Raw genomic sequence first — 23904 nt, forward strand, 5'->3', positions numbered from 1 at the left:
TTATGAAGAAACTTTTATATTATATAGTATTAATTTGTATAATCCCTCTTTCGTATGGACAACAGAACATACAAAAAATTGAAGAACAAATTAATGCATATGCAGAAGAAACTCCCGAACTTAATGAAACTATACAGATTGATGTTTCGGGGCTTACACTATATGATTTTCTAACATCTGTAGCTATAGAGCATAAGTTAAATATAAGTGTAGATCCAGATCTTAATCAGATTGTGGCTAGTAGCTTTTTTGATGTTCCAGTTAAGGATGTGTTTCTTTTTGTGATCAAGAAATATAACCTAAGTATAGAGTTTATAAACAAAATCATTGTTTTTAAGAAAACCATAAAACAGAAAGAACTTCCTAAACCAAAAGTGCTTAAAGAAATTGACGTCACTTACAATAGCCAAAATGATTTTTTAGCTATAAAACTTAAAAATGATTCCTTACCTCGCGTAGCTCAAAAGATTACTGATGTATCAGGTAAAAATGTAATCCTAGGGCCTAATGCAAAAAATGAAAAAATTTCTGCATATATTTTGAATAGACCATTTGATCAGGTAATAGAGATGATGGCTAAATCTAATAACTTAATAATAACCAAAGATGATAATGGTTTTTATTACATAGAAAAAGATGAAGAATTGCAAGCAGATACTACTACAAGATCATCACGAAAGGGTAAAAAAAGTAGAACTCCGGTGTCATCTGCAGAAATAACAGTGCTCCCAAGCGGATTTTTGAGTGTTCAGGCATTTGATGCCGATGTTACTTCATTAATATTAGAAGCAGCAGAAAAACTCAATGTAAACTATTTTATGAATGATAAACCTGCAGGAGCTAAAACAACATTGGTGGTAAATGAAATTACTTTTGATGAGCTTTTGGATCATGTTTTTATGGGGAAAAACAGTACGTATAAAAAAACAGATGATTTTTATCTTATAGGAGATCAAAATGGGGAAGGGCTTAGAAGTACAGAACTTATACAGTTAGAGAACAGAACCATTGAAACTGTTTTAGAAACATTACCTCAAGATTTAATAGAAAATGTAGAACTTAAGGAGTTTATAGAACTTAATGGATTTGTAGTTTCTGGCTCGAGACCAAGAATATTGGAGTTAAAAGAGTATATAAAACAAATTGATAAAGTGGTACCCATGATCCTTATAGAGGTACTCATAGTACAATATCAAAAAGGGTATGATATTCAAACCGGAATTAAAGCAGGGATAGACAAAAAAGAAAAAGTTACCTCGGGGGTTTTATTTCCACAAGCAGAAGTTAATTTAAATGCATCTTCTATAAATAAATTGATTGATGCCTTTAACGGGTTTGGTATTTTTAATCTTGGTAAGGTTGCAAAAGACTTTTACCTCAATCTAAGAGCACTCGAAAATAATTCTATAATCCGATTGCAATCGACTCCTAAGATTTCTACTTTAAGTGGACATGAAGCAAAAATTTCTATTGGAGAAACCAATTATTACTTCGAACAAAATAATAGATTAATTAATAATGGTGTAGGTAGTGATATTTTGCAGTCAGGTCAATGGAAAGCTACAGATGCTAATTTAAGTGTTAATATAAAACCTTTTGTCTCTAAAGATGAACAAATAACACTAACTATTGTTGTAGAAAAAAGTGCCTTTTTAGGAAGAGCAGGAGAAAATGCTCCACCAGGAAAATCAACTCAGCAGTTTGAGTCCTTGGTTCGAGTACGAAATGGTGAAATGATACTTCTTGGCGGATTGGATGAATTAGAAAAAGAAAACTCTGGAACAGGAACACCATTATTATCTAGAATACCAATTATAAAGTGGTTTTTTAGTAGTAAAATCAAGAAAAAAAAGAAGTCAAAACTACATGTATTTATAAAACCGACTGTTGTTTACTAATGTTAGAACAGATAAAAAATATTATTCTTAAGCCTTTTCAGGAAAAACAATATGCTATTGTAGGTATAGTATTGGGAGATACCCCAGTATATAATGTGCTTATTGTAGATAAGAAATCTGATGCTTTGTCGATAGAGACTTCATTTTCTACAGAAGATTTTGATGTTGTTAAAGATAAAGTGAATACATCGGTTCCTTTACTTCTCAATTTTTATGGAAAAGGTATTATAAATAAGCAAGTTTCCGCAAAAGGAAACTATTTAAAGGAGATATTGTTTAATGCTTCTGTCGATGATTTCTACATTTATGAATTGTATCAAAGTCAACAAAATTTTATTTCAATAGTAAGGAAAGACGTTTTAGAGAAATTCTTCGTACAGTTTTTAGAAAATAAATATTTGGTTGTAGATTATAGTATTGGTCCCTTTATAGGAATACTATTTAAAGGACTGTCTAATGAGCCATCGATTATTTCTGCCGATTATGAATTGAGTTTTCATGATGATTATTTGACAGAAACTCAAAAACTGGATGCTATTGCCAAAGAATATGTACTGGGAGAAGAGAAGATTAATAATACTGAGGTTCCTTTGTTTTCGACTCTACTTCACTATTTATACCCTTCAGATGACGTTAACTATGATGCAGAGTTTTTAAAACAGAATAAGAAAGAAAATGTACTTAAAAAGACATTTAATACTGTAGCAACTGTATTGGGAATCTTTTTTCTATCTGCATTATTGATTAGTTATTTATTATTGAATTACTATAATAATAAGTATGTAAGTTATGAATCTCAGTTATATAACCTTAATGATACTTATAATCAGGTTAAAAAGCTAGAAAACGAAAAGCAAAACAAAACAAAAATACTTCAGGAATCAGGTATCTTAAATCAGAGTTTTCTTTCTTTTTATATGTATCGTATCGTAAGTTCTATTCCTAATAATGTAGGACTTAATAATCTTAAGGTAAATCCTGCGCAGAAAAAGATCAAGAATTTTGAAAAAATAATATTTGAAACTAATACCATTATTATTGATGGCAATTCTAGTTCGAGTATGCCAATTAATTCTTGGGTTAAAGAATTAAAAAAAGAAAAATGGATTTCCAAAATAGAAATTTTGGATTTTAGTAAGAGTAGAAATAAAAAAAGTGAGTTTACTTTAAAAATCGTTGTGAAATGAGCCATAATAACTTAGTTAATATTTACCTAAATGATTATTGGCGAATTCCATCTGACCTGTAAAAGAATAATAAAATAAACAGATGAAATAGTGTTTGCAAATCTAACATATAAACAAAAATTAATCGGACTTATAGTAATAGCAGTATTGCTATTTCTGGCAGCGAATAAAAGATCTTTTAAAGTCACTCGACAGGCCTATGATCAGGTTCGACAATTAGAAAACAAATTAGAGTATGTGAACTCATCAACAACCGATGTAACTCAAACACAAGCAGAATTAAAATTTTACGATAAAATAATAGGTAAACAAGGGATAGAACCCGAAGAAATACAACAACAAATACTTGATTTTACATCATCTTATGATAATGTATATGTTTTTAACTTAGATGAAATCCATATAGCAGAAAGTAATGGTTTTAATGTAATTAGTAACCAATTAACACTAGAAGGAGATTTTAATGCTTTGTTAGAAATTGTGTATGCATTTGAAAGAGAATTTAAGTTTTCAAATATTGTTAGCATTTCATTTACAAAAGAAAAAGAATTCCAAACACGGAAAAATAAATTAAGAGTAAAGATAATATTTCAGAATTATGAAAAAAATAGTTAGTATAGGTATAGTTTTTAGCAGTTTGTTTCTGTTGATAGCATGCGATGATGTTCTCGAGGAAGATATTACAGATGATTTGGTGACAACAGTAGCACCAAAAGATAAAAGTAACCTGGATGGTAATTCGGTTCAGTTTAGATGGGATGAATTACAAGATGCAGATGACTATAGAATACAGGTAATAGAAGAAACTACACAAAAAAGGGTATTAGACTCATTGGTTAAGGGGAATAGTTTTACATATGGACTTAATCCCGGTGAATATAGTTGGAGGATACGAGGTGAAAATTTTGCGTATACAACAGCTTATAGTTTTCCTATTTCTTTTGCTCTAGCTGTATCAGACGATTTAACAAATCAGACTGTGTTTTTAACGTCACCATCTGAGAATTTTTATACAAAAGATAGTAATAGTATTATTCTTACTTGGGATAGAATTCAGGCAGCAAAATCATATACCGTAATTGTTGAAAAAACACTTCAAAATAGTACATCTACCGAAATTAACACCCCCGGTGTCACCAATAATGATTTCACTCTCAATTCTTCAGTCTTGAGTGAGGATGCAATTTATACCTGGAAAGTAAAGGCCATAAATGATAGTGGAGAAACCAAATTCTCGACGAGAAAGATTTTTTTAGACACTCAAGTACCTAATCAACCCACATTAGCATCACCTAATAATGACGCAAAAGGATCGTCTCCTATTACTTTTACCTGGAATATAGCTAGTGATACGGGAGAAGTTCAATCTACATTATCCAGTATTATAGAAGTAGCTAAAGACAATGGTTTTACAAATATAATTGAAACAGTACCAACAAGTTCGACCTCTCAAGCAATAACATTTTCTAATAAAGGAGATTACTATTGGAGAGTAAAGATTATAGATAAAGCTGGTAATAGTAGTACTTTTAGTGAAGTTAGAAAAATAACGGTTGAATAAATTGAATCTACCAAATTATAATTTTTTAGGTTAGTGAAGAAAAAGACTTTAAATAGCGTTCTGATTTTTTTTATGCTTGTCATTTGGGCAATTGTTTTCAATAAAATTTTTAGTTTTTTTGGAAATAATGTCGAAGAGAATAGTATATCGGTTAATCCAATTACTATTGTGGATCCCAGAATGAATTTTTCAAAAGATACTTTTAATCTTAGAAAAGTTGAAAAAGATCCTTTCTTAGGAAAATATACCATCTCTAGAGGAAAAAAACGTAAAACAAATACGAATTTGGTGCCTAGACGTAAAAAAATAAATAGCATTCCTAAAAATAATATTAATAAACCATGGCCTAAATTGAGCTATCATGGTTATGTTAAAGGGGCCAAAAGTACTTCAGAATTGATCCTAATTAAAATGAATAATAAATTTCATAAGATTAGAGAAGGAGATATACTCGAGGATATTTCGGTAAAAAAAATCTATAGAGATTCAATAATTATTAAAAGAAGTAGAGAAAGTAAAACGATATTAAAAAGTAAATAAAGCCTAGGTGTGTTTACCATCATTATACTCAGAATTTGAAATGGTTATGATCTTAATGACAAGGTTTTAATATATTATTTGATTTAATAATTATAAGCTGTTATTTTTCGATAATTTTTTCGACTTAGGATAGATACGTCAAACAATTATCGTGTTCATACAATTTACACCAGAAATTAATAAGGTATATTTTGTTAATCAATATACACTATTCCAGGTTTTATCTGGTAATGGTGGTCTTCAAGTTGATTTTAGGAATTATTTCGATTGGCAAAATAAAGCCATTTTCCTCGAAAAAGGACAGTACATAAAATTTCTTTCAGATAACTTTCTTATTCAAAAAATTGAATTTCCTGATGAAACGGTTTTTAGAAATAAAGAGTTTAGAGTCCTGTTTAAGCACCTTATTTCCTTAGGTTACATTAATTTTGATGAATCCAATAGTTTTCAAAAAATAACAAATCAAATAGAACCCGATGTAGAAATAGATCGTATTATAGATGTTTTTGCAGAACAGTGGTATTATCAAAATCCATTTCAGGCAAATAAGGAGGAGTATCGTGTTATTTTTGATACAAAGGATGTTATTGATACACAATATTCTAGCAATATTAATAATAGAGAACTCACAGCTTTGATTGATGAAAACGGATATAATATTCAGTCTTTGATCAAAAGTAAAATAGGGATTTCTCTAAAATCTCTATTATCAGGTAAAAAACTATTAGAAAGCAAAAAAGAGATTGCTTTTACAGATAAAAGTATTAAAGAAATATCTTATGATTTAGGATACAATGATCCTGCATATTTTACCAGAGTTTTTAAAAATAATGTTGGAAGGAATCCAATAGAGTTTAGAGAAAATTTCGACTATCAAAATCGAGATCTTTTTTCTCAGAACATCATCGAACTCCTTCAACAATATCATACCAAAGAAAGAACCCTTGATTTTTATGCTTCAAAAATGAACCTTTCTCCAAAAGCGCTCTCAAAAAAGGTGAAAGAAAAAATGCAAACTTCTTTGGGAAAGCTTATTAGACACGAAATGATTAACACATCAAAATCCCTTTTAGCTAAAAACCTTACTGTTAAAGAAATTTCATTAGAACTGGGTTTTGAAGAACCGAACCACTTCTCTAATTTCTTTAGGCATTATACAGGAGAATCCCCATCACATTTCAAACATAAAAAGTACAAGAACTAGCGTTTTTTTTGTAGTTCTCTTTCCTCGATATATCCAGAAATTTGTAATGTAATTACAAAACAATATTTATTTAATCATTTAAAAATAAAAACAATGGATATTAAAACATTAGTAACAGAAATGGATAGTATCGTATCAAAAGGAGCAATAGTAGATGCAGTAAAACAATTTTTTGCCGAGGATGCTACAACCTCTGATTACAATAATCTTACCACTAAAAATAAAGCACAAATGGTAGAGAAAATGGAAGGTTTTGCCGATTCTATTAGAAAAGTAAATGGTATTACTCATCATCATACGATAGTAGACGGTAATGTTTCAGCTTCAGAATTCACATTTGATTTCGAGATGACCGATAATAGTACAATTTATTGGCATGAAATCATTAGACGAATATGGAACAATGATGGAGAGGTTATACAAGAAGAATATTTTAATGCTTAAGATAAAAAAATGAAAACTTTAAAAAATATAGGAATAGTATTAGTTGTAATGATCATGACAACCATGACTACTAATGCGCAGGATAAGAAAGGAAATAATATTGATAACAGTAATATAGCTTTACAAGGGTATAGCCCTGTGTCATATCTTGATCTAGGTATTGCACAACGAGGAAACAAAGAATATAAATCCGAATATGAGAAGATTCTGTATTACTTTACTTCTAAAGAACAAAAGTCCAAGTTTGATAAGAATCCTAAACGATACTTACCACAGTATGGAGGATTCTGTGCATTTGGAATATATGCAGGAGCCAAATTTAGGCCAGATCCTAACAAATTTGTTGTAAAAGAAGGAAAATACTTTTTGTTTTTGTACAACATAGAGCTAGACGCACAACAATTATGGCTGGCAGAAAATAATCACAAAAAATTAGTTACAAAAGCTAATAGTAACTGGGAGAAACTACGTAATACGCATAATTAGAGGTGTTGACATTTTTCTTTTGTCTAGTAGAAAAGTTCTAACCGGTGTGATTAGTTTTTCTTTTGTAGAACACCTTAGCTGGCGTGTTAAGGTGTTCTTCTAGTCAAAATATCAAACAAATCTTAAATATGGTAAGTGATAGCATAATATTTTATACTTTTCTAATAAACTCATAAAACACAATCTCATTATGCAAAAACTGTTGTCTCTAATTTCAAAATGCAATGAATGTAAGGCACAATTAGAACTAGGGCCAAGACCGATAGTTTCTGCGCATGCTCATAGTAAAATAGTAGTCATTGGGCAAGCTCCTGGGAGTGTCGTTCATAAATCTGGAATCCCATGGGATGATAAAAGCGGACAAAATTTAAGAGCCTGGATGGGAATTGATGATGAGACGTTCTATAACCCCAAAAAAATTGCGCTTGTACCTATGGGTTTTTGTTACCCAGGAAAAGGAAAATCCGGAGATCTCCCTCCAACCAAAAAATGTGCTCCCTTATGGCATCAACCACTTTTGGCTAAAATGGAAAATGTAGAACTTGTGCTACTTATTGGTAAATATGCTCAAGAATATTATTTGAGAGATCGGTTAAAAAGAACACTAACAGATACAGTAAAAAATTATAAAGAATATTTGCCAGATTATTTTGTGTTACCGCATCCTTCACCAAGAAATAATATTTGGCAAGCAAAAAATGAATGGTATAAAAAAGAAGTTATACCTCAGTTAAAACTACTGGTTCAATCAATACTTGAGTAATTTGTATAAAAGTTTAATCTTGTCTATTGATTTTCTACTCATTTCATCAAGATTAAAATTGGTACTAGATTGTAATTGCAATTTTCCTATGGTTTTCCCTGATTCTAGTTTTTGATGAGTTTCTTTGAAATTTTTAGTTATAAAATCAAGAATTTTTTTACGAATTAATTTAAATCTGCATTTTGTTGATAATGTTCCAAAATCATTTGAAAGAAAATTTTAGATGCCTTTTTTTGATAATTGCCCTTAAGATATCGTATCGCTGATCGTAATTTAAGCTTCTTTTTGTTTATGGGGATACTCTTAAGAGTGGGTAAATATTGTGTGGTCGATTTTGTAAGAACGGTTGCCCATTTTCCGGTTTCAATAAGTTGAATTAAGGTAGGGATGTGGTTTAATTCTATTTGATATTGATATGGGAGTTCATTTATTCTAAATGCTTTATCCAGAACTTTTCTGGTTGTAAACCCTTCTGCAGGTACAGCTAGCTCCATAGTAGTAAGCTCTTCGATATTGATCTGCTTTTTGTTTGCAAATCGATGAGATTCATGTATTACAAGTGTTAAATAGGATTGAAATAACGGAATAGTAGTAATCATTTTATCATCTGTTGCTTTATTAAAAGATAAAATAAAATCCAACATGCCTGATTTGAGTTTTTCTATTAATTCATCTGATGTGCCAAAGAAAGCCTTGACTTGTATTAAAGGAAATTTTGTAGAAAAGGATATCAATGTTTCTGTAAACAAATTAGTTAAACCATAAGTTACTCCGATATGTAGAGTTCCTGATTGCAGGTTTTGTAAATCCTCTATTAATTGTTTGGCATTTTCAGCGTTTTTAAGAGTATGCCTGGCACGGGTTAAAAATAATGAACCAGCTTCTGTAAGTTGTATTCTCTTTCCTATTCTATCAAAAAGCGGAACTCCTAATTCCTGTTCTAAAAGCTTTATTTGCTGCGAAAGTGCGCTTTGTGTTATGAATACTTTATGAGAGGCTTCTGTAAAATTTAAACATTCTGCCGCTTTTACAAAATAGCTTAATTGGCGTAATTCCATTATTAATAAGTTTTGCTAATGTATATGATAAGAAAATAACGTTTTACTAATGTAAAAATAATTTTCAACTTTGTACTTCAAATCTTTTATAACTTATAAGAAAGAGGAGATAAATAAAGAAATGAAAACAAAAGCAGAAAGAAATACAAGACATTATAAAGAGATCCGAAAAGCGGTCTTTATACCTGGTTTGGCTGCTTTTTCACAGTTTTATATGTTTCAGCCATTATTACCATCGTTAAGCGAAAGTTTTTTGGTGTCTCCAGCTATCAGTAGCTTGGTTGTCTCGTCTTCTATGGTCGGTATTGCTTTAGGGCTTTTTATGTTTGCTTTTTATGCAGATATATTACATCGTAAAAAACTAATGCTGATTGCTTTATTTCTATCTTCATTAATCACTATTCTCTCGGCAGTCTCATGGAATTTTAATGTGTTGGTTGTTTTTGGTTTTATAAAAGGGTTTTTATTATCAGGAGTGATCGCAGTTGCTATTGTTTATATTTCTGAAGAAGTTGAGGTAAGAAATGTAGGGATCGTCATTGGGATATATTTAGCTGGAAATGTATTAGGTGGTATGTGGGGGCGTGTAGTAGCAGGTTTAATTTCTAGTTGGTATGATTGGAGAATAGCTACATTATTTATTGGAGGTATAGGAGTGATATTAAGTATCTTTTTTATGAGACTTTTACCACAATCCCTAAACTTTAACCCACAAAAAGTTCAAACATTTCAAAAGCTAATGTATATGAAGAGTTTCCTTAAAAACCCATTGTTTTCGGGAGTCTTTATTTTAATGATCCTAATGATGGGCACTTTTGTAAGTATCTATAATTATTTGAGTTTTAGACTAGAAATGCCACCTTTTTCACTTCCACATTATATTATTTCTTTATTATTTCTAATCTATATTACAGGAGCAGGAGGAACGATAATAATTGGGGTATTGACTCATCGAATTCACCCTTTTGGTATGCTTAAAATCTTATTAGTATTATTTCTAATAGGAACATTAGGTTTACTAGTAGAAGAATTGTGGTTATTAGTATTAGGTCTAAGTTTGGTCACTTTTAGCTTACTAGGGATTCAGACTGTGATAAACAAAATAATATCTCAATATGCAATTGAAGGAAAAAGCACGGCAAATTGCTTATACTTAATATGCCAGTATATGGGAGCAGGTGGAATAGGAAGTTCAACCGGGCATATAGTATCAGAATGGGGGTGGTCTAATTTTATTTTTACTTTAATGGGATTCATTCTCTTTTCATTGCTATTATTTATAATATGTGCCAGGAGGTATATCAATACATATAAATTAATAAAAGAGGTTTCTTAGAGAAGATCCTAAAAATATCATAACCTAATTTTAAAGAATAAATTTATTTAATATGCTAAAATCTAATTACTTATTGTTTATAATTCCAGCATTAATATGGGGATCTACTTGGTATATCATTAAATACCAGTTGGGAACTGTAGATCCAATCGTTTCTGTGGCCTATCGATTTGGATTAGGTGGTATTATATTATTGGGGTATTCTAAGATTAGGAAACTACCATTATCATTCACAAAGCAGCAACATTTTTTTATTGCTTTACAAGGAATTCTACTATTTGGAACAAATTATTGGTTAGTATACTTATCAGAACAATATCTAAGTAGTGGATTAGTGGCTGTAGCATTTTCTACATTAATTTTTATGAACATAGTTTTTGGCGCAATATTTTTAGGAGATAAAATAAAAAAACAAATAATAATAGGAGCTGTCTTCGGGCTTTTAGGAACAGTTTTGATATACCAGACCGAGTTTAGAAGGATAGATTTAACTAGTGATCAAATTAAAGGGTTGATATTTTGTGTTTGCTCTATCATTTTTGCTTCTTTAGGAAATATTACTTCTTCAAATAATCAACGCAAATTTAAACTCCCTGTTATTCAAACTAATGGTTTTGGGATGTTATACGGTGCTATAGCTATGTTGTTAATCACCTTGTTTAGTGGAAAATCGATAAGTTTTGATACGTCATTTTCTTATATTTCGTCACTAGCATATTTGACAATTTTTGGATCTATCATTGCGTTTACCTCTTATCTTACCTTAATAGGTAAAATTGGAGCAAGTAAAGCAGCCTACGTTATTGTAGTGATACCGGTAATTGCTTTGACTATTTCTACCATTTTTGAAGGATATAAACCCGACATATATGCTTTTATAGGAATTGTGCTTATTATTTTTGGAAATGTACTTGCATTGAGAAATAAAAAATAAGCTGATTAAATTCTTGTCGAGCTAAAGAAACTACATAAACAGATATCACAACATACTAATTTCCTGATTTGCTATATGAAACAGTCATCTGATAAATATTTTATTTGGTCTTTCTTCATTAAGAAAATTGTAAAGAAATTTAATAAGCAGGATAAAGAAAAATTTCTTGCAGAAATTAAGAAAAGGAAAGATTATATAGATTGAAAAAACGACTCAAACCTTTTAAAAAATATTACTTTTGATTAAAAATATAGACCTTAATGTCTCGACATTATATTGCCAAAATTATACATAAACCCTATCCTTATCTATTTCATCTCAAAAGAAATCTAATAATTGCTTTTGTACTTGGGATATTGATTTGTATTGTTAATGTATTAGCAGTAGATCAAAATTATGTAGACATAAATTTTGTGTTCTCAAAACCTTTTCTTTGTACTCTTGCAGGGTTAATGACTTTTTTTAGTATTCTCTTAGTATTAGAAGTTATTCCCCGGATATTTTTTAAACCTGATTTAAAGGAAAACTGGACAGTAGGAAAAGAATGTCTTTTAATTGTTTCACTTCTTTTTGTAATTGCGATATTCAATAATACGTTGTCTCTTATGATCAGTAAGGAGCCTTCAGGTAATGTGCTACTACATTTTTTAAACTCATCGTTCTATGTTGTTCTTTTAGGTATTGCTCCGGCTTTTCTTCTTGTTTGGCTTAATTATACCATTCTTTTAAAAGAAAACTTAAAAAAAGTCTCTTTATATAATGAACAACTCGAATCTAGAATTATACATAATGAGAATGAAATATCTGAAATCATTAGTATACAAACTAGTAATAAAAATGAAGTCATTGAGCTTGATATTAATGGCTTTTTATTTGCTAAATCTGAAGGTAATTATATAGATGTTTATACAAAAACGCTTGGTAAGGTAAAATGGAAACCATATCGACTTACTATTCAAAAATTTGAAGAAGTACTTGGTGATTACCCTTTTATTATTAGTACGCACCGATCATATGTCGTTAATATTAGAAACATCAATGCTACTACTGGCAACGCCAGAAATTATCGTATTAGTTTTGAAGGCGTTCCTCATGAAGTTCCTGTATCAAGGAATAAATTTCAAACTTTTAAAGATGCCTTTACTATTAAAAAAGTGTAATCTTATCAAAGATTACACTTTTAGAATTGTGATTATTATATTACTTACAAGGTATACCCGATACCTAATCCTACAAAAAATCGAGAATCGAAATCTGCAGGTCTGTTTCTCCCTTTATCTAAAAGTCCTTTTAAAGAAACCCATGCAAATGCACTAACACTAAATTTATTAATGTTATAACCAAGAGATTGAGAAAAACCATAATTAAAATATACATATTCATTTTTGTACTTTTCGTATACCGAATATTGCGGTATTTTTAAAGTTCCTTTAGATTTCAAATGTGTTGCTCCTATAAAAGGTTCTAGCGATAGGTAGAGTTTTTTCTTATTAAAAAGGTAATAAGTAATATCAAAAATAGAATACAACCCTATATCTCTTGTATATCCATCTACATAATCAGTAAATGAATTGTCTGTTTCGTTTATATAACTATTTTGATGAGCTGCACCATATGATAACGTAAAATGTTTGCTATCTAAACACATTAATTTTCCTTTAAATATATAACCATAGTTTTTTCCGTAACTGGTATTTAATATATCTTGAGTATATAAAAATTCTAATTCCCATCGTTTTTGATCTGATTCTTTGTTTTCCTTTTGTCCCTGAGCTAAGACAGGGAAGGCAAGAATAAACAAAAGGACTGCTATATAGTTTGTCATGATGTTGTATTTATAAAATTATAGATAATCCTTTTTTAAAAGAGATCATTGGACTGTTTCTGTGTGAGATGTTCTTTAATCTCTCGTGGTGTAGTATTAAACCAGTATAAGACCGCTCACTTATTTTTTCCTTAAAAGCATTAAAAAAAAGATTGATCGAAGCTCCTTCTAAATCTCCGACAGTTATATAAAGATTTTTATGCAGTGAATCATGGGTGTCAAAGTAGTGTTGTTCTAAATGGAATAAATATGCATTATACCACATAATATTTGAGCTTGCTGCAATAATATTATCAAAAGGGTTGGGTTGATCTTGTTGAAATAATGTATACAAAGCAAGATATCCACCTAAAGAATGACCGAATAATGTCCTGTCAGTGCTTTCAATCTCAAGCTCGTTTTCAATATGAACAATAAGTTCATTATTTATAAAATTGATAAATTCTTTTGCACCTCCCGAAGCTCCCGAAAAATCGTTGTCTTCGGGATAAGAATAATCTGTTCCCCTTCGGTTTTTATTGGCATATCCTACTCCGATAAGAATGATATCTTCCCTATTTGATTCTGTAACGATATCTGTAGCTTCTTTAAAATAATCATCTCCATCTAGTATATAGATGGTATGATAACTGTTTGAAGGATCATAAGTCTGAGGATACAAAACATTTATACTGTACGTTGTATTCGTGTACTTTGATGTAATAGAAAAAGGATGATTATTTTTTATTGAAGAAAGGTTTTCTTTCTCACAACCGTTTAGGCTCAATATGCCGATGATTAAACACAGAAAACCTATAGCGTTCTGAATGATTTTTTTCATAATGATTCTTGTTTTTTAAATTTCTAATTCCAGCAAAAGTATTTTTGAAACCTTTATACACCGCTTATAGAAAGGGAATTGGTACGAAGTGTCATCTTTTTGTGATGTACTGGAGTCTTAGATAAAAGGTAGATCCATTTAGAAAAAAGGGAGGGGATAGGATAGAAGTATACTGCTACTCTTACTTCTTGTAAATTGAAGTAATTACAGACTATATTTTTTAATTTCTCTTTCAACAAGTGATCATCAACTACTGTATCTAGTATGTGATATCTCTTTTATTTTCTTTTGTATGTAAATGTGATGTTTTCGGTATGCTTAGGTTTCATTGTCATCATATTGTCATGAAATGAAACTATGAATACCTGAACGTCTATAGCGCGATTATAGTCAATTAAGTGTAGTTCGGGTTTGTGCGCATTCATATACCAATACCCGTTTGATTTTGAAGTATCTGGATTTGTTTTGCGATACGTTCCTGTCCATCGAATAAAAATAACTTCTTTGTTTTTTGGATTGTAAGATTTTGTAATGTCTTTATGATTCTTAGATACAGAAATCAGTTGCCAGTTGCCGATAGCAGTATCCTTGGGAGACATAGGTAAATTAGAAATTTTGGATAAGGATACTATTACTTTCATTCCATCTTCCATACGCTCCCATTTCATTTTGTTGTCAGAAAATTCGACTTTAAAGGCTCCGTACTCATCTTTGCTATTTCTACTTTTAGGAAGAAATTCCTTTTCTTTTTTATCATATTCATAGATACCTTCATCATTTTGCAACCATCCATTACCTGCCTGATAAGAATTATCAGTATTGTATTTGAACCACTTAGCTATTGGAGTCATTTTTTTGTCGCCTACGTTTACCTGATCTACGGCCCATAACCCTGTTATAGATTGCGCATTTATGATGCCCGAAACAGACAAGATAATGCTTAGAAATATTAGTCTAGTTTTCATTTTCTGTAGTATATAGTATTACTGCAATTTTTTTAGCAAGATCAAGTTCATTTGTCTGATCACCTGTATTGGCAAGAAAAGAGATGATATACTCACCACTTTCAATATTTATGAGCATGGATTTATATCCTTCAGTCGCGCCCCCATGTATAATGTATTTTTTATTGACACCAATATCACCTATGCGATATTGCCTTTTTCCGTCAAATACCACCCAACCATAACCGTATGAGATTTCTTGATTAATCTCTGATACATGATTGGTTTGCATAAGTTCTATCTGTTTATTATTAAAAAGAACTGGAGAACTCATTTCTTTTCCCCAATGATAAAGATCTTCAGCCGAAGAAAATATTCTTCTGCCAAGGGTTAGGTCAATAAACTGGTTTCGCATCCAGTTTTTAGTTGTTTTATTATAAGTATACCCTTCTACTATATTTTCAAAAACAATACGATTGTTAGAAGTGCTGAATGTATGTTCTAGTTGAAGAGGTTTAGTAATTTTTTGTTCCAGAAGATCAGAAAAAGATAGTTGATAAAGGTCTTCGAGAATGATAACAAGTAAGTGATAAGCAAAATTACTGTAATAAAATTGTTGGTTTGGATTACTTATAGCCGGGATTCTACTAATGAAATCAATATATTCGTTATTATCAAAGTGTTTACGCTTAAATATTTGGTGTTGATTTTTTGAAAGATTTGGATGTACCTGATCATAATCAGGCAAACCAGCAGTGTGATTCAGTAAATTATGAATTGTAATATCTTGATTAAACTTCCCTTGGTATGAATATGTATTAATATAATCTGTGAGATGATCATCAAGAGACAATTTACCTTCTTCTACAGCCATAAGAATTAGTGCAGCAATAAACGATTTATTGATAGAGCAGATGTCAAAACGATGATCTATTTGCATCGGGATATTCCAGATTCTATTGGATATGCCTATTGCTTTTTTATAGACTATAGCATCCTTAGTACCTATTACAGCAGTACCATCAAACCGATTTTTATCGTGTTCAATTTCAAATAAACTATCTAACCTACTTGTTAGAGAATTAGTGTTCAAGCTCTTTTGTTTAGAGCAGGATGATGAAATAAGGGTGATGCATAAGGCAATCAAAATATATTTTGGCATATTTTATTTAATTGTGCTGTACAAAAGAATGCATCTATATAGGAGTTTTCAATTAATCCAGATGTTTTGGTATGAAATTTCTTAATATGTGGTGAACAATTGAGGAAACTTATCTTCAAGTAATCCAGCGTATTTTTTAGATACAGGAATAACTTCACCTGCGATATACACTTCAACCTTATTGTTTAGCCTATTTACATGATCAATGTTATCAGAGTTGATAATATAACTCCGATGACACCTCATCAAAGATTGGTTTGAACCAAACTCATCCTCAATATCTTTTAAATTTTTACGCATGAGGAGCATATCAACCTGTTGAGCCGAAAGATAAAATATTTCAATGTAATTGTCTGCAGACTTAATGTAAAGTAAATTTTCAATACTAATTTGAAACCGTTGCTTTTGGTTATTAGATATAATCACGATTAATGAACTAGGCGAATTGTTAAAATGACTTAAAAAGTGATTAATTAAAATACTTAAAGTAACCGGAAATGCTATAATAAGAGGATACTCATAAAGAAAAGGCCAATAACTGGTCCAGTATAATTCAGTCCACTCATAAAAATAATTAAATGTAAAAAATGAAAGGTTAAGTCCAATAAGTGTAGCAATTAATGCAGTTACAAAAGGCTTAATCTTTTTATCAATAGCCAATCGTGGACCTAGATAAAACTCAATTAAATAAAATGAAATAGAAGTTATGATTGCGTGTGATAATGACCTAAAAAACACACTATGCCCTGTTAAACTGGGTATTTTATCTATATGGTAAGCTCTATAAACAAACAGTACCAGAAAAATAAAAAAACCTGACAAGATTGTGATTATCCATTTGTAGCTATTCTTTTTGATATTTGAAGATAGTTTTATTTGCATGAATTGCTGATAATAGCCTGCTAAACGTTGTCCTTTATTTTTTTGTAAATATAAAGAATCTGTTAACTATCATCAGGTAGTTGACTTCGATTCAATAAGTTCACTATTAAAAATATGAACGATAAATATATCTAGAAGTTTAAAAACAAAAAAATATACTAATAAAAGTATGGCTTTTTGTGATCGAGACAAGATTCATATCTGTGACTGTCTCGTTTTAAAAATTAGGATGCTCTATTAATAGTACTGATTATACTTTCAATATCTTTTCTGGATATTTTTTTGATTTTTTTAAAAAAACAGGGGTTTATACTCTTTTGGGAAACAATGAAATATGGTAAATTTAAGAGTACGAAATATTTAATAAGCAGTTACAATAGTTTCGTGTATTTTCAAAAATTTATTATAAACTCTTAAAACCAATATTATGAGAAGTATAGTAGGAAAATGGCAATTATTTGTCGATTGGGGAAACAGTGGGAATCCAATAACAGCAAGTGAACTTACCTTTAAATCAGATGGCACCTGGAGTTATCAGTTTGGAGGAGGGACATGGGTACAAGCTGGTTCAATAGTTACTTTTGATTTTACTAACGCATCTGGGTTAATGTATTCGGGTACCATTAATTCAATATCAATGGGAGGAGGAATGGGCTATACCGGTCAATCAGGTAATAATAGTTTTTATTGTACACCTTCTGGTACAAAACACATATCTATAGAAAAGAGTAAAGCAGAAAAAGACGATAGAGCTATTGGTTAAATACCAATTTTTAGTTCAAACATGCTTTATGCATCTATAGATTAAATATACTAAAGCCCATTTTTGGGCTTTAGTTGTTTATGTTAATATTAATCTATCTAATATCATAAATTAAGAAGTAGAATCTTTGTAAAAACCCAGTAATTGAGAATCATTAATTGTTTAACCAAAAATACAATCTGATAGGGGTGATGTCGTTAAAATTTTAAAAGCTTTTAGCTCTATGTTCCGTCCTAAAATAAGTTGACACAAAATTGACTTATTTTAAGAGGGGATAATAAAAACAAAAAAGCCATACTAATAAAAGTATGGCTTTTTGTGAGCCCGATAGGATTCGAACCTATGACCGCCTCCTTAGAAGGGAGGTGCTCTATCCAGCTGAGCTACGAGCCCGTAACTCTGAAAAATTGGTGCAACAGGATTTAAACCTGTTACTTACCTATATATCTTTACTGTTATTTGATATTTTCAGCGCCGCAAATATACAACACATTGGGATTCCTGCAAATATAGTAAAGGATTTTTTTTAATTTTTTTTATAACGCATTTTAAGTTTTTGGGTGACTACTATTGATTGTTTTTTAAATAAATGTATTTCAGTTGATTAAGTGTTGAAGTGCTTTGTTTTGGTATAGGGAACCTAGTTTTTATGGCATTTTCAAATTCCCAGATTCCCAAATTTTATATACATTATCCAAAGATATTTCATATAAATTAGAAATGCCAAATAACCTAAAGTAGCATTTGGAAAGTGTTTATATAAACAGTCTACTAAAACTTCTGGTTTAGGCGGTTGCGAGAATACTTTATGTTTTAAATAATCATTTAAAAAGTAGACACCTTAGTTCTTTTTATATACACCTATTTCAACATAGATAGATTCTCCTTGATAATATAGTAGAGTGCTTCTAATGACATTGGTCATATTAAAAAAGAAGTGTAGCCCTTACATTTGAAATATAGACCAAAAAAATATATTTCATAATGGACACATCTATATTTTTAGCTAAATTCTGGGGCTGGTATCTGATTATATTTTTCTTCATATTGAGTTTTAATCCAAATAGAATTAAGCAGATTTTTGAAGATCTGAAGGACCAAAGATTTTTGATTATAACTTCGTTTATAGCGATTATTGTAGGATTACTCAATATCCTTTTTCATAATATCTGGGAACCAAACTGGAAATTTATTATCACTATCATAGGTTGGATTGCATTAGGTATAGGTTTGCTACTATTTATCTTTCCGAAAGGAACTGCCAAGTGGTTAGAATTCATCAATATAAAATTGATACAAGTGTTATATGTACTACTGTTTTTACTTGGCATTCTCTTGTTGAATTCAGGATATGAGATAGTACCATATTAATCTTTTAAAAAAGTTTAAAGCAATGGATGCATTCATCAAAAAATTTGAAGAAATTACGATCAAAGATATATCCTTGGTTGGTGGTAAAAACGCTTCATTAGGAGAAATGTATAACCAACTGTCACCTAGAGGAGTTAGGGTTCCTAATGGGTTTGCTACTACATCTTATGCTTTCTGGTTGTTTCTGAAAGAAAACGACCTGGATGAATCGTTAAAAAATCTTTTAAAAAAATTAGATAGAAAGGATTTTTCTAACCTCAATGAGATTGGTTTGGTTGCTCGAAAGTTAATTCTGGAAGGAATTTTTTCCGACGCTTTTTCAGGGGCAATAATGAGCTCTTATAAGGATTTATGTGAAGATAATATTGCAGTTGCAGTACGTAGTAGTGCTACTGCAGAAGACTTACCCGAAGCTAGTTTTGCTGGTCAGCATGATACTTTCTTGAATATAAAAGGAGAGAAGGCATTATTAAAAGAAATTAAACAATGTTTTGCATCTCTGTATACCGATCGAGCGATTAAGTATAGAGAAGACAAAGGCTTTTTGCATCACGAAATAGCTCTATCTGTTGGGGTGCAGAAAATGGTGCGTTCTGATATGGGGTGCTCTGGAGTAGGATTTACTATAGAACCTGAATCTGGTTTTAAGGATATCATTCATCTTTCAGGGGTTTGGGGACTTGGCGAAAATATTGTTCAGGGAACTATTAATCCCGATGAGTTTTATGTTTTTAAGCCTACACTACAGCAAGGTAAAAATGCAATTGTACAAAAGAAACTAGGCGATAAAGAAAAAACGATGGTATACTCAGAGTCGAACCGACATTCTTCGACCATGAATATAGATACCAAGGTCTCTAAACAGCAACAATTTGTATTATCCGATAACGAAATAATTACTTTGGCTCAATGGGCACTGGTTATAGAAGAACACTATAAAAAACCGATGGATATAGAATGGGCCAAAGATGGTATTACTAATGAATTGTTTATTACTCAAGCAAGACCTGAAACTGTACACCATTCAAAAAAAACTACAGTTCTAATAGAATATAAACTGGAGGAAAAAAGTGAGGTGCTTACTGTTGGTAATGCTATAGGATCTAAAATCACCACAGGGATTGCGAGAATATTAAAATCCCCAAAAGAGTCAAATAAGCTACAAGAAGGAGATATTATTATAACAGATGTAACAAGTCCAGATTGGGATCCATTATTAAAAAAAGCAGGAGCTATTGTTACCAATCGGGGAGGTAGAACAAGCCATGCAGCTATAGTAGCCAGAGAACTAGGTGTTCCTGCTGTTGTGGGAACCAATAGTGCCACACAAGGTATAAAAGAAGGACAAGCAATTACGGTTTCATGTGCCGAAGGTAAAACAGGATATGTTTACAAAGGAGCACTTTCCTATAAAGAAGAGGAAATAGATTTTAGTAAAATACAACTTCCTGATACCGAGGCAAAGTTAATTTTATCAGATCCAGAAAAGGCATTTCAATATTCGTTTTACCCTAATGATGGTATAGGCTTATTACGTATGGAATTTATTATTACCCATATGATTAAGGTACACCCTATGGCTTTAGTAAAGTTTAGCCAGATAAAAAATGTTGATGTTAAAAAAAATATTGAGAGTCTTACTAAAAATTACAGTACTAAAGAAGACTATTTTATAGATCAGCTTTCACAAGGAATTGCAACTATGGCAGCAGCATTTTATCCAAAGGAGGTTATTGTGCGTATGAGTGATTTTAAAACTAATGAGTATGCGAATCTTATAGGAGGAAAACAATTTGAACCTAAAGAGGAAAACCCAATGTTAGGTTTTAGAGGCGCATCAAGATACTATAATGATAGGTATAGAGAAGGATTTCAACTAGAATGTAAAGCTATCAGGAGGATAAGAGAAGAAATGGGATTAACTAATGTGAAAGTAATGATCCCTTTTTGTAGAACTATTGAAGAAGGGAAAAAGGTGATCCATATTATGGAAGAGTATGGTTTAAAACAAGGAGATAACGGTTTGGAAGTATATGTAATGTCTGAAATACCCAGCAATGTAATACTGGCTGAAGAATTTGCCGAAATATTTGATGGATTTTCTATTGGTTCTAATGACCTCACCCAATTAACATTGGGAGTTGATCGAGATTCAGAATTGATGGCATCGATTTTTGATGAACGAGATCCAGCAACCAAAAAAATGATTGCTATGGCTATAGAAAAAGCTAATAATTCAGGCAAGAAGATTGGTTTGTGTGGTCAGGCACCAAGTGACTTTTCAGAATATGCATCCTTTTTAGTAAAAGCAGGTATAGATAGTATATCTTTTAATCCGGATGCTTTGCTTAAAGGAATAGAAAACATTAATAAAGCAGAGTCGTATATAGCTGCTATTTCTGATTAAAAAATCATTTTGATTCAAAAAATTGGTTTCAGATCATGAAAAGAGGAAAAGGATAATGATGAATATTTTGTAATACTTGAATTAACACTGATTGTTTGGATAGTGCTTACTGTTATTGTGGGTAAAAAGGAACCTGCAAAGGTTGCTGTAATAGGTATGTCTAATGCCGATCATAAAGGAAGTAGTCCAAAAGATTAGAAATCAATTCAGAATATTCTCGATTCTCGGTATTTAAATCATAATCTGATCTTTATCATTTTTTTAGTCCTTACAGTTGCCGAAATTTAGATTGCATTTGAAACAATTCTTTTGCAAAATAATACTGTAATGAAAACTCTAATCGTTTACTTTTCCTTTTCTGGGAATAATGAATTACTGGCTAAAGATCTAACCAAAGACTTAGAAGCTGATATATTGCAGATCACTGAACCCAAAAAACGAGGGATGTTCAGAATTATGTTGGATATGTTGTTTAATCGTTTCCCCAAGATCAATGAACTGGATATCTTATGGAATGATTACCAACATATCGTTTTGATGGCTCCCATCTGGAACTATATCATAGCTCATCCGATGAAAACTTTTATCAAAAAAAATAAGGAGCACCTAAAAAACTACTCATTTATAACACTTTGTTCTGGGCGTGATACACAAAAGAAAAAGATTGCAGCTCAATTAAAAAAAATAGCAAGTTATGAACCCAAAGTAATTATAGAATTAGAAACCAGAACATTCATTGTCAAAGAACAAGAGAGTAATGGGGCTTATAAGGTAACTCAAGAAGATCTAAGGAAGTTAAAAAAAGAAGAAACGTATTATAAGTTTTTGGAAACATATGTAGCCAAAAAAGAAACCGCATAAGAACTATAAAAACACAAAAAAGAATGAGCTATTATATCACCACTATACTAAAGAATGTCTCATTTGATGAAGCTATAGAAAAAGTGATTCATGAATTGAAGAATGAAGGTTTCGGGGTATTAACAGAAATAGATATGAAAGCTACTTTAAAGAAGAAGTTGAATGTAGATTTCTATAATTATAAAATCTTAGGAGCTTGTAATGCTCCTTTTGCCTATAAAGCATTGCAGGCAGAAGACAAAATAGGAACCATGCTTCCTTGTAATGTGATCGTTCAGGAAAAACAAAAGGGAATGATAGAAGTATCTGGTGTAGATCCTGCCACTTCTATGATAGCAGTAGAGAATAAAGACCTTATAAAAACAGCTGGAGAGGTTAGAGAAAAGTTGATAAGAGTTATAGACAATCTAAAATAACAGGTGTCATGGAGACTTTGGGAAATATATAACCAGGGTCATTAATGGATCTCTTAACGAGGTACCTAATTATATAAAAGAAATGAATACCTATCTAACTGATCAAAATGAAAAGACTGGTCATAATTATATGGTATTGTTTACTGAGGTATAAATAAAGAACATTAATAATTCTATACAATGAGATATGATATTGATTTATCAAAAATTAGCATAGATGATTATAAGAAGATTTTAGAATCTACACATCTTATTCCTAGTTGGAAGATATTGAAAGAAAATATAAATCATCTTACTATTATCAAGAAAGAAGGAATTCATAACCTACATGAACTACAACAAATACTGAAGAAAAAGATCAGCTTATTGAATTTTCAAAACAAAGTGGGTTGTCAGAACAGTATCTAAATGTACTACGAAGAATGGTCAATGGGTATCTTCGAAAACCTAATAAGACTAAAGATTTTCCTGAAACCTCGGCAGATATTGTATTAAAATTAGAAAAAAAAGGGATTAAACATACTCGTCATTTATTTGATAAAATTGTAACTATAGATGCCAGAACTTTATTTTCTAAACATATAGGTATAAATGATGAAGAAATTCTGAGGTTAACCAAATTAACTGATTTATCCAGAATTCGATGGGTGAATCATACTTTTGCTTATGTTCTGTATGAAGCAGGTTATGACACAGTCGGAAAAGTGGCAAAAGCCGATCCCGATCAATTATATAAAAGGATAACAGAACTGAATGCCGAAAGAAAATTTTACCCGGCTCATATCGGTTTAAACGACATGAAAATGCTTGTAGAATGTGCAAAAATGCTACCTCTTGATATTGAATATTAAAAAGAGTGAAAAGATCCGCTACAACATATATTTTAATGTTTCTGATATTATTTCAGATGATCAGTGCTATCCCATCAGGATGGTTGATGATTATTGATCCATCTGGGAACAAGCTTGGCATACCAATTAAAATACTTAAGCATTCACCTTTCTCCAATTTTTTAATTCCAGGCCTATTCCTATTCTTAGTT

The 23904-nt window shown here is 30.9% G+C and carries 25 protein-coding genes and 1 tRNA gene; 19 read left to right on the forward strand and 7 right to left on the reverse strand.

Annotated elements, in window-relative coordinates; translation table 11 throughout:
- The first annotated feature begins 2 nt into the window (after positions 1-2).
- The 9 genes from ATE84_RS12940 (at position 3) to ATE84_RS12980 (ending at position 8083) form a co-directional block, all read left to right on the forward strand.
- Complete coding sequence (locus ATE84_RS12940) at positions 3-1898, forward strand: type II secretion system protein GspD (RefSeq protein ID WP_101448357.1); 1896 nt, start codon at positions 3-5, stop codon at positions 1896-1898.
- Positions 1898-3085 (forward strand): PilN domain-containing protein, encoded by a 1188-nt coding sequence (locus tag ATE84_RS12945; RefSeq protein WP_101448358.1) that lies wholly within the window; start codon positions 1898-1900, stop codon positions 3083-3085. Before ATE84_RS12940 ends, ATE84_RS12945 begins: the two co-directional genes overlap by 1 nt.
- Before the next feature lie 90 nt (positions 3086-3175).
- Positions 3176-3700: a hypothetical protein gene (locus ATE84_RS12950; RefSeq protein WP_101448359.1), complete on the forward strand. Its 525-nt coding sequence runs from the start codon at positions 3176-3178 to the stop codon at positions 3698-3700.
- A complete protein-coding gene (locus tag ATE84_RS12955) occupies positions 3684-4646 on the forward strand; it encodes a fibronectin type III domain-containing protein (protein ID WP_101448360.1) in 963 nt (320 codons plus the stop codon). The genes ATE84_RS12950 and ATE84_RS12955 overlap by 17 nt, the downstream gene beginning before the upstream one ends.
- Before the next feature lie 72 nt (positions 4647-4718).
- A complete protein-coding gene (locus ATE84_RS12960; RefSeq protein ID WP_101448361.1) occupies positions 4719-5186 on the forward strand; it encodes a hypothetical protein in 468 nt (155 codons plus the stop codon).
- A gap of 151 nt (positions 5187-5337) precedes the next feature.
- Positions 5338-6390 carry an AraC family transcriptional regulator gene (locus ATE84_RS12965; protein WP_101448362.1) on the forward strand — a complete coding sequence of 351 codons (1053 nt, stop codon included), beginning with the start codon at positions 5338-5340 and terminating at the stop codon, positions 6388-6390.
- Between the two features lie 93 nt (positions 6391-6483).
- Positions 6484-6834 carry a hypothetical protein gene (locus tag ATE84_RS12970; protein ID WP_101448363.1) on the forward strand — a complete coding sequence of 117 codons (351 nt, stop codon included), beginning with the start codon at positions 6484-6486 and terminating at the stop codon, positions 6832-6834.
- Positions 6835-6843: 9 nt separating this feature from the next.
- Positions 6844-7320 (forward strand): YHS domain-containing (seleno)protein, encoded by a 477-nt coding sequence (locus ATE84_RS12975; RefSeq protein ID WP_101448364.1) that lies wholly within the window; start codon positions 6844-6846, stop codon positions 7318-7320.
- A 190-nt stretch (positions 7321-7510) separates the two neighbouring features.
- Positions 7511-8083, forward strand: a complete 573-nt coding sequence (locus ATE84_RS12980) for a uracil-DNA glycosylase family protein (RefSeq protein WP_101448365.1) — start codon at positions 7511-7513, stop codon at positions 8081-8083.
- 164 nt (positions 8084-8247) lie between these two features.
- On the opposite strand, the gene ATE84_RS12985 is transcribed toward ATE84_RS12980, so the two are convergent.
- Complete coding sequence (locus ATE84_RS12985; RefSeq protein ID WP_101448366.1) at positions 8248-9141, reverse strand: LysR family transcriptional regulator; 894 nt, start codon at positions 9139-9141, stop codon at positions 8248-8250.
- Between the two features lie 121 nt (positions 9142-9262).
- Here ATE84_RS12985 and ATE84_RS12990 point away from each other — a divergent pair, with 121 nt between their 5' ends.
- The 3 genes from ATE84_RS12990 to ATE84_RS13000 all read left to right on the forward strand — a co-directional run bounded on the left by ATE84_RS12990 (position 9263) and on the right by ATE84_RS13000 (position 12571).
- Complete coding sequence (locus ATE84_RS12990; protein ID WP_143273624.1) at positions 9263-10477, forward strand: MFS transporter; 1215 nt, start codon at positions 9263-9265, stop codon at positions 10475-10477.
- A 52-nt stretch (positions 10478-10529) separates the two neighbouring features.
- The gene (locus tag ATE84_RS12995; RefSeq protein ID WP_101448368.1) at positions 10530-11411 is read left to right on the forward strand and encodes a DMT family transporter; all 882 of its coding nucleotides are present in this window, start codon (positions 10530-10532) and stop codon (positions 11409-11411) included.
- 260 nt (positions 11412-11671) lie between these two features.
- The gene (locus tag ATE84_RS13000; protein WP_101448369.1) at positions 11672-12571 is read left to right on the forward strand and encodes a LytTR family DNA-binding domain-containing protein; all 900 of its coding nucleotides are present in this window, start codon (positions 11672-11674) and stop codon (positions 12569-12571) included.
- 44 nt (positions 12572-12615) lie between these two features.
- Here ATE84_RS13000 and ATE84_RS13005 read toward each other — a convergent pair whose 3' ends face one another.
- The 5 genes from ATE84_RS13005 to ATE84_RS13025 form a co-directional block, all read right to left on the reverse strand.
- Positions 12616-13236: a hypothetical protein gene (locus tag ATE84_RS13005; protein ID WP_101448370.1), complete on the reverse strand. Its 621-nt coding sequence runs from the start codon at positions 13234-13236 to the stop codon at positions 12616-12618.
- A gap of 10 nt (positions 13237-13246) precedes the next feature.
- A complete protein-coding gene (locus tag ATE84_RS13010; RefSeq protein ID WP_101448371.1) occupies positions 13247-14056 on the reverse strand; it encodes an alpha/beta hydrolase in 810 nt (269 codons plus the stop codon).
- A gap of 278 nt (positions 14057-14334) precedes the next feature.
- Positions 14335-15021 carry a hypothetical protein gene (locus ATE84_RS13015; RefSeq protein WP_101448372.1) on the reverse strand — a complete coding sequence of 229 codons (687 nt, stop codon included), beginning with the start codon at positions 15019-15021 and terminating at the stop codon, positions 14335-14337.
- Positions 15011-16093 carry a serine hydrolase gene (locus ATE84_RS13020; protein ID WP_158237246.1) on the reverse strand — a complete coding sequence of 361 codons (1083 nt, stop codon included), beginning with the start codon at positions 16091-16093 and terminating at the stop codon, positions 15011-15013. The genes ATE84_RS13015 and ATE84_RS13020 overlap by 11 nt, the downstream gene beginning before the upstream one ends.
- Before the next feature lie 150 nt (positions 16094-16243).
- Positions 16244-17044 (reverse strand): LytTR family DNA-binding domain-containing protein, encoded by an 801-nt coding sequence (locus ATE84_RS13025; protein ID WP_101448374.1) that lies wholly within the window; start codon positions 17042-17044, stop codon positions 16244-16246.
- Positions 17045-17471: 427 nt separating this feature from the next.
- Here ATE84_RS13025 and ATE84_RS13030 point away from each other — a divergent pair, with 427 nt between their 5' ends.
- Positions 17472-17807, forward strand: coding sequence for a hypothetical protein (locus ATE84_RS13030; RefSeq protein ID WP_101448375.1), 336 nt, complete (start codon positions 17472-17474; stop codon positions 17805-17807).
- Between the two features lie 319 nt (positions 17808-18126).
- Here the strand turns inward: ATE84_RS13030 and ATE84_RS13035 are convergent.
- Positions 18127-18200 (reverse strand) — tRNA-Arg (locus ATE84_RS13035).
- 591 nt (positions 18201-18791) lie between these two features.
- Here ATE84_RS13035 and ATE84_RS13040 point away from each other — a divergent pair.
- The 6 genes from ATE84_RS13040 to ATE84_RS13065 all read left to right on the forward strand — a co-directional run bounded on the left by ATE84_RS13040 (position 18792) and on the right by ATE84_RS13065 (position 23713).
- Positions 18792-19178, forward strand: coding sequence for a hypothetical protein (locus tag ATE84_RS13040; protein WP_101448376.1), 387 nt, complete (start codon positions 18792-18794; stop codon positions 19176-19178).
- A gap of 22 nt (positions 19179-19200) precedes the next feature.
- Positions 19201-21585, forward strand: coding sequence for a phosphoenolpyruvate synthase (gene ppsA / locus ATE84_RS13045; RefSeq protein WP_101448377.1), 2385 nt, complete (start codon positions 19201-19203; stop codon positions 21583-21585).
- Positions 21586-21912: 327 nt separating this feature from the next.
- Positions 21913-22446, forward strand: a complete 534-nt coding sequence (locus ATE84_RS13050; protein ID WP_101448378.1) for a hypothetical protein — start codon at positions 21913-21915, stop codon at positions 22444-22446.
- Positions 22447-22469: 23 nt separating this feature from the next.
- Entirely contained in the window at positions 22470-22862 is a 393-nt protein-coding gene (locus ATE84_RS13055) for a DUF302 domain-containing protein (protein ID WP_101448379.1), read from the forward strand.
- Between the two features lie 180 nt (positions 22863-23042).
- Positions 23043-23270 carry a hypothetical protein gene (locus ATE84_RS13060; RefSeq protein WP_101448380.1) on the forward strand — a complete coding sequence of 76 codons (228 nt, stop codon included), beginning with the start codon at positions 23043-23045 and terminating at the stop codon, positions 23268-23270.
- Positions 23252-23713, forward strand: coding sequence for a DUF4332 domain-containing protein (locus tag ATE84_RS13065; RefSeq protein WP_101448381.1), 462 nt, complete (start codon positions 23252-23254; stop codon positions 23711-23713). Before ATE84_RS13060 ends, ATE84_RS13065 begins: the two co-directional genes overlap by 19 nt.
- Positions 23714-23904: the final 191 nt, after the last annotated feature.

It is taken from the genome of Aquimarina sp. MAR_2010_214, from assembly GCF_002846555.1.
Classification (GTDB): Bacteria; Bacteroidota; Bacteroidia; order Flavobacteriales; family Flavobacteriaceae; genus Aquimarina.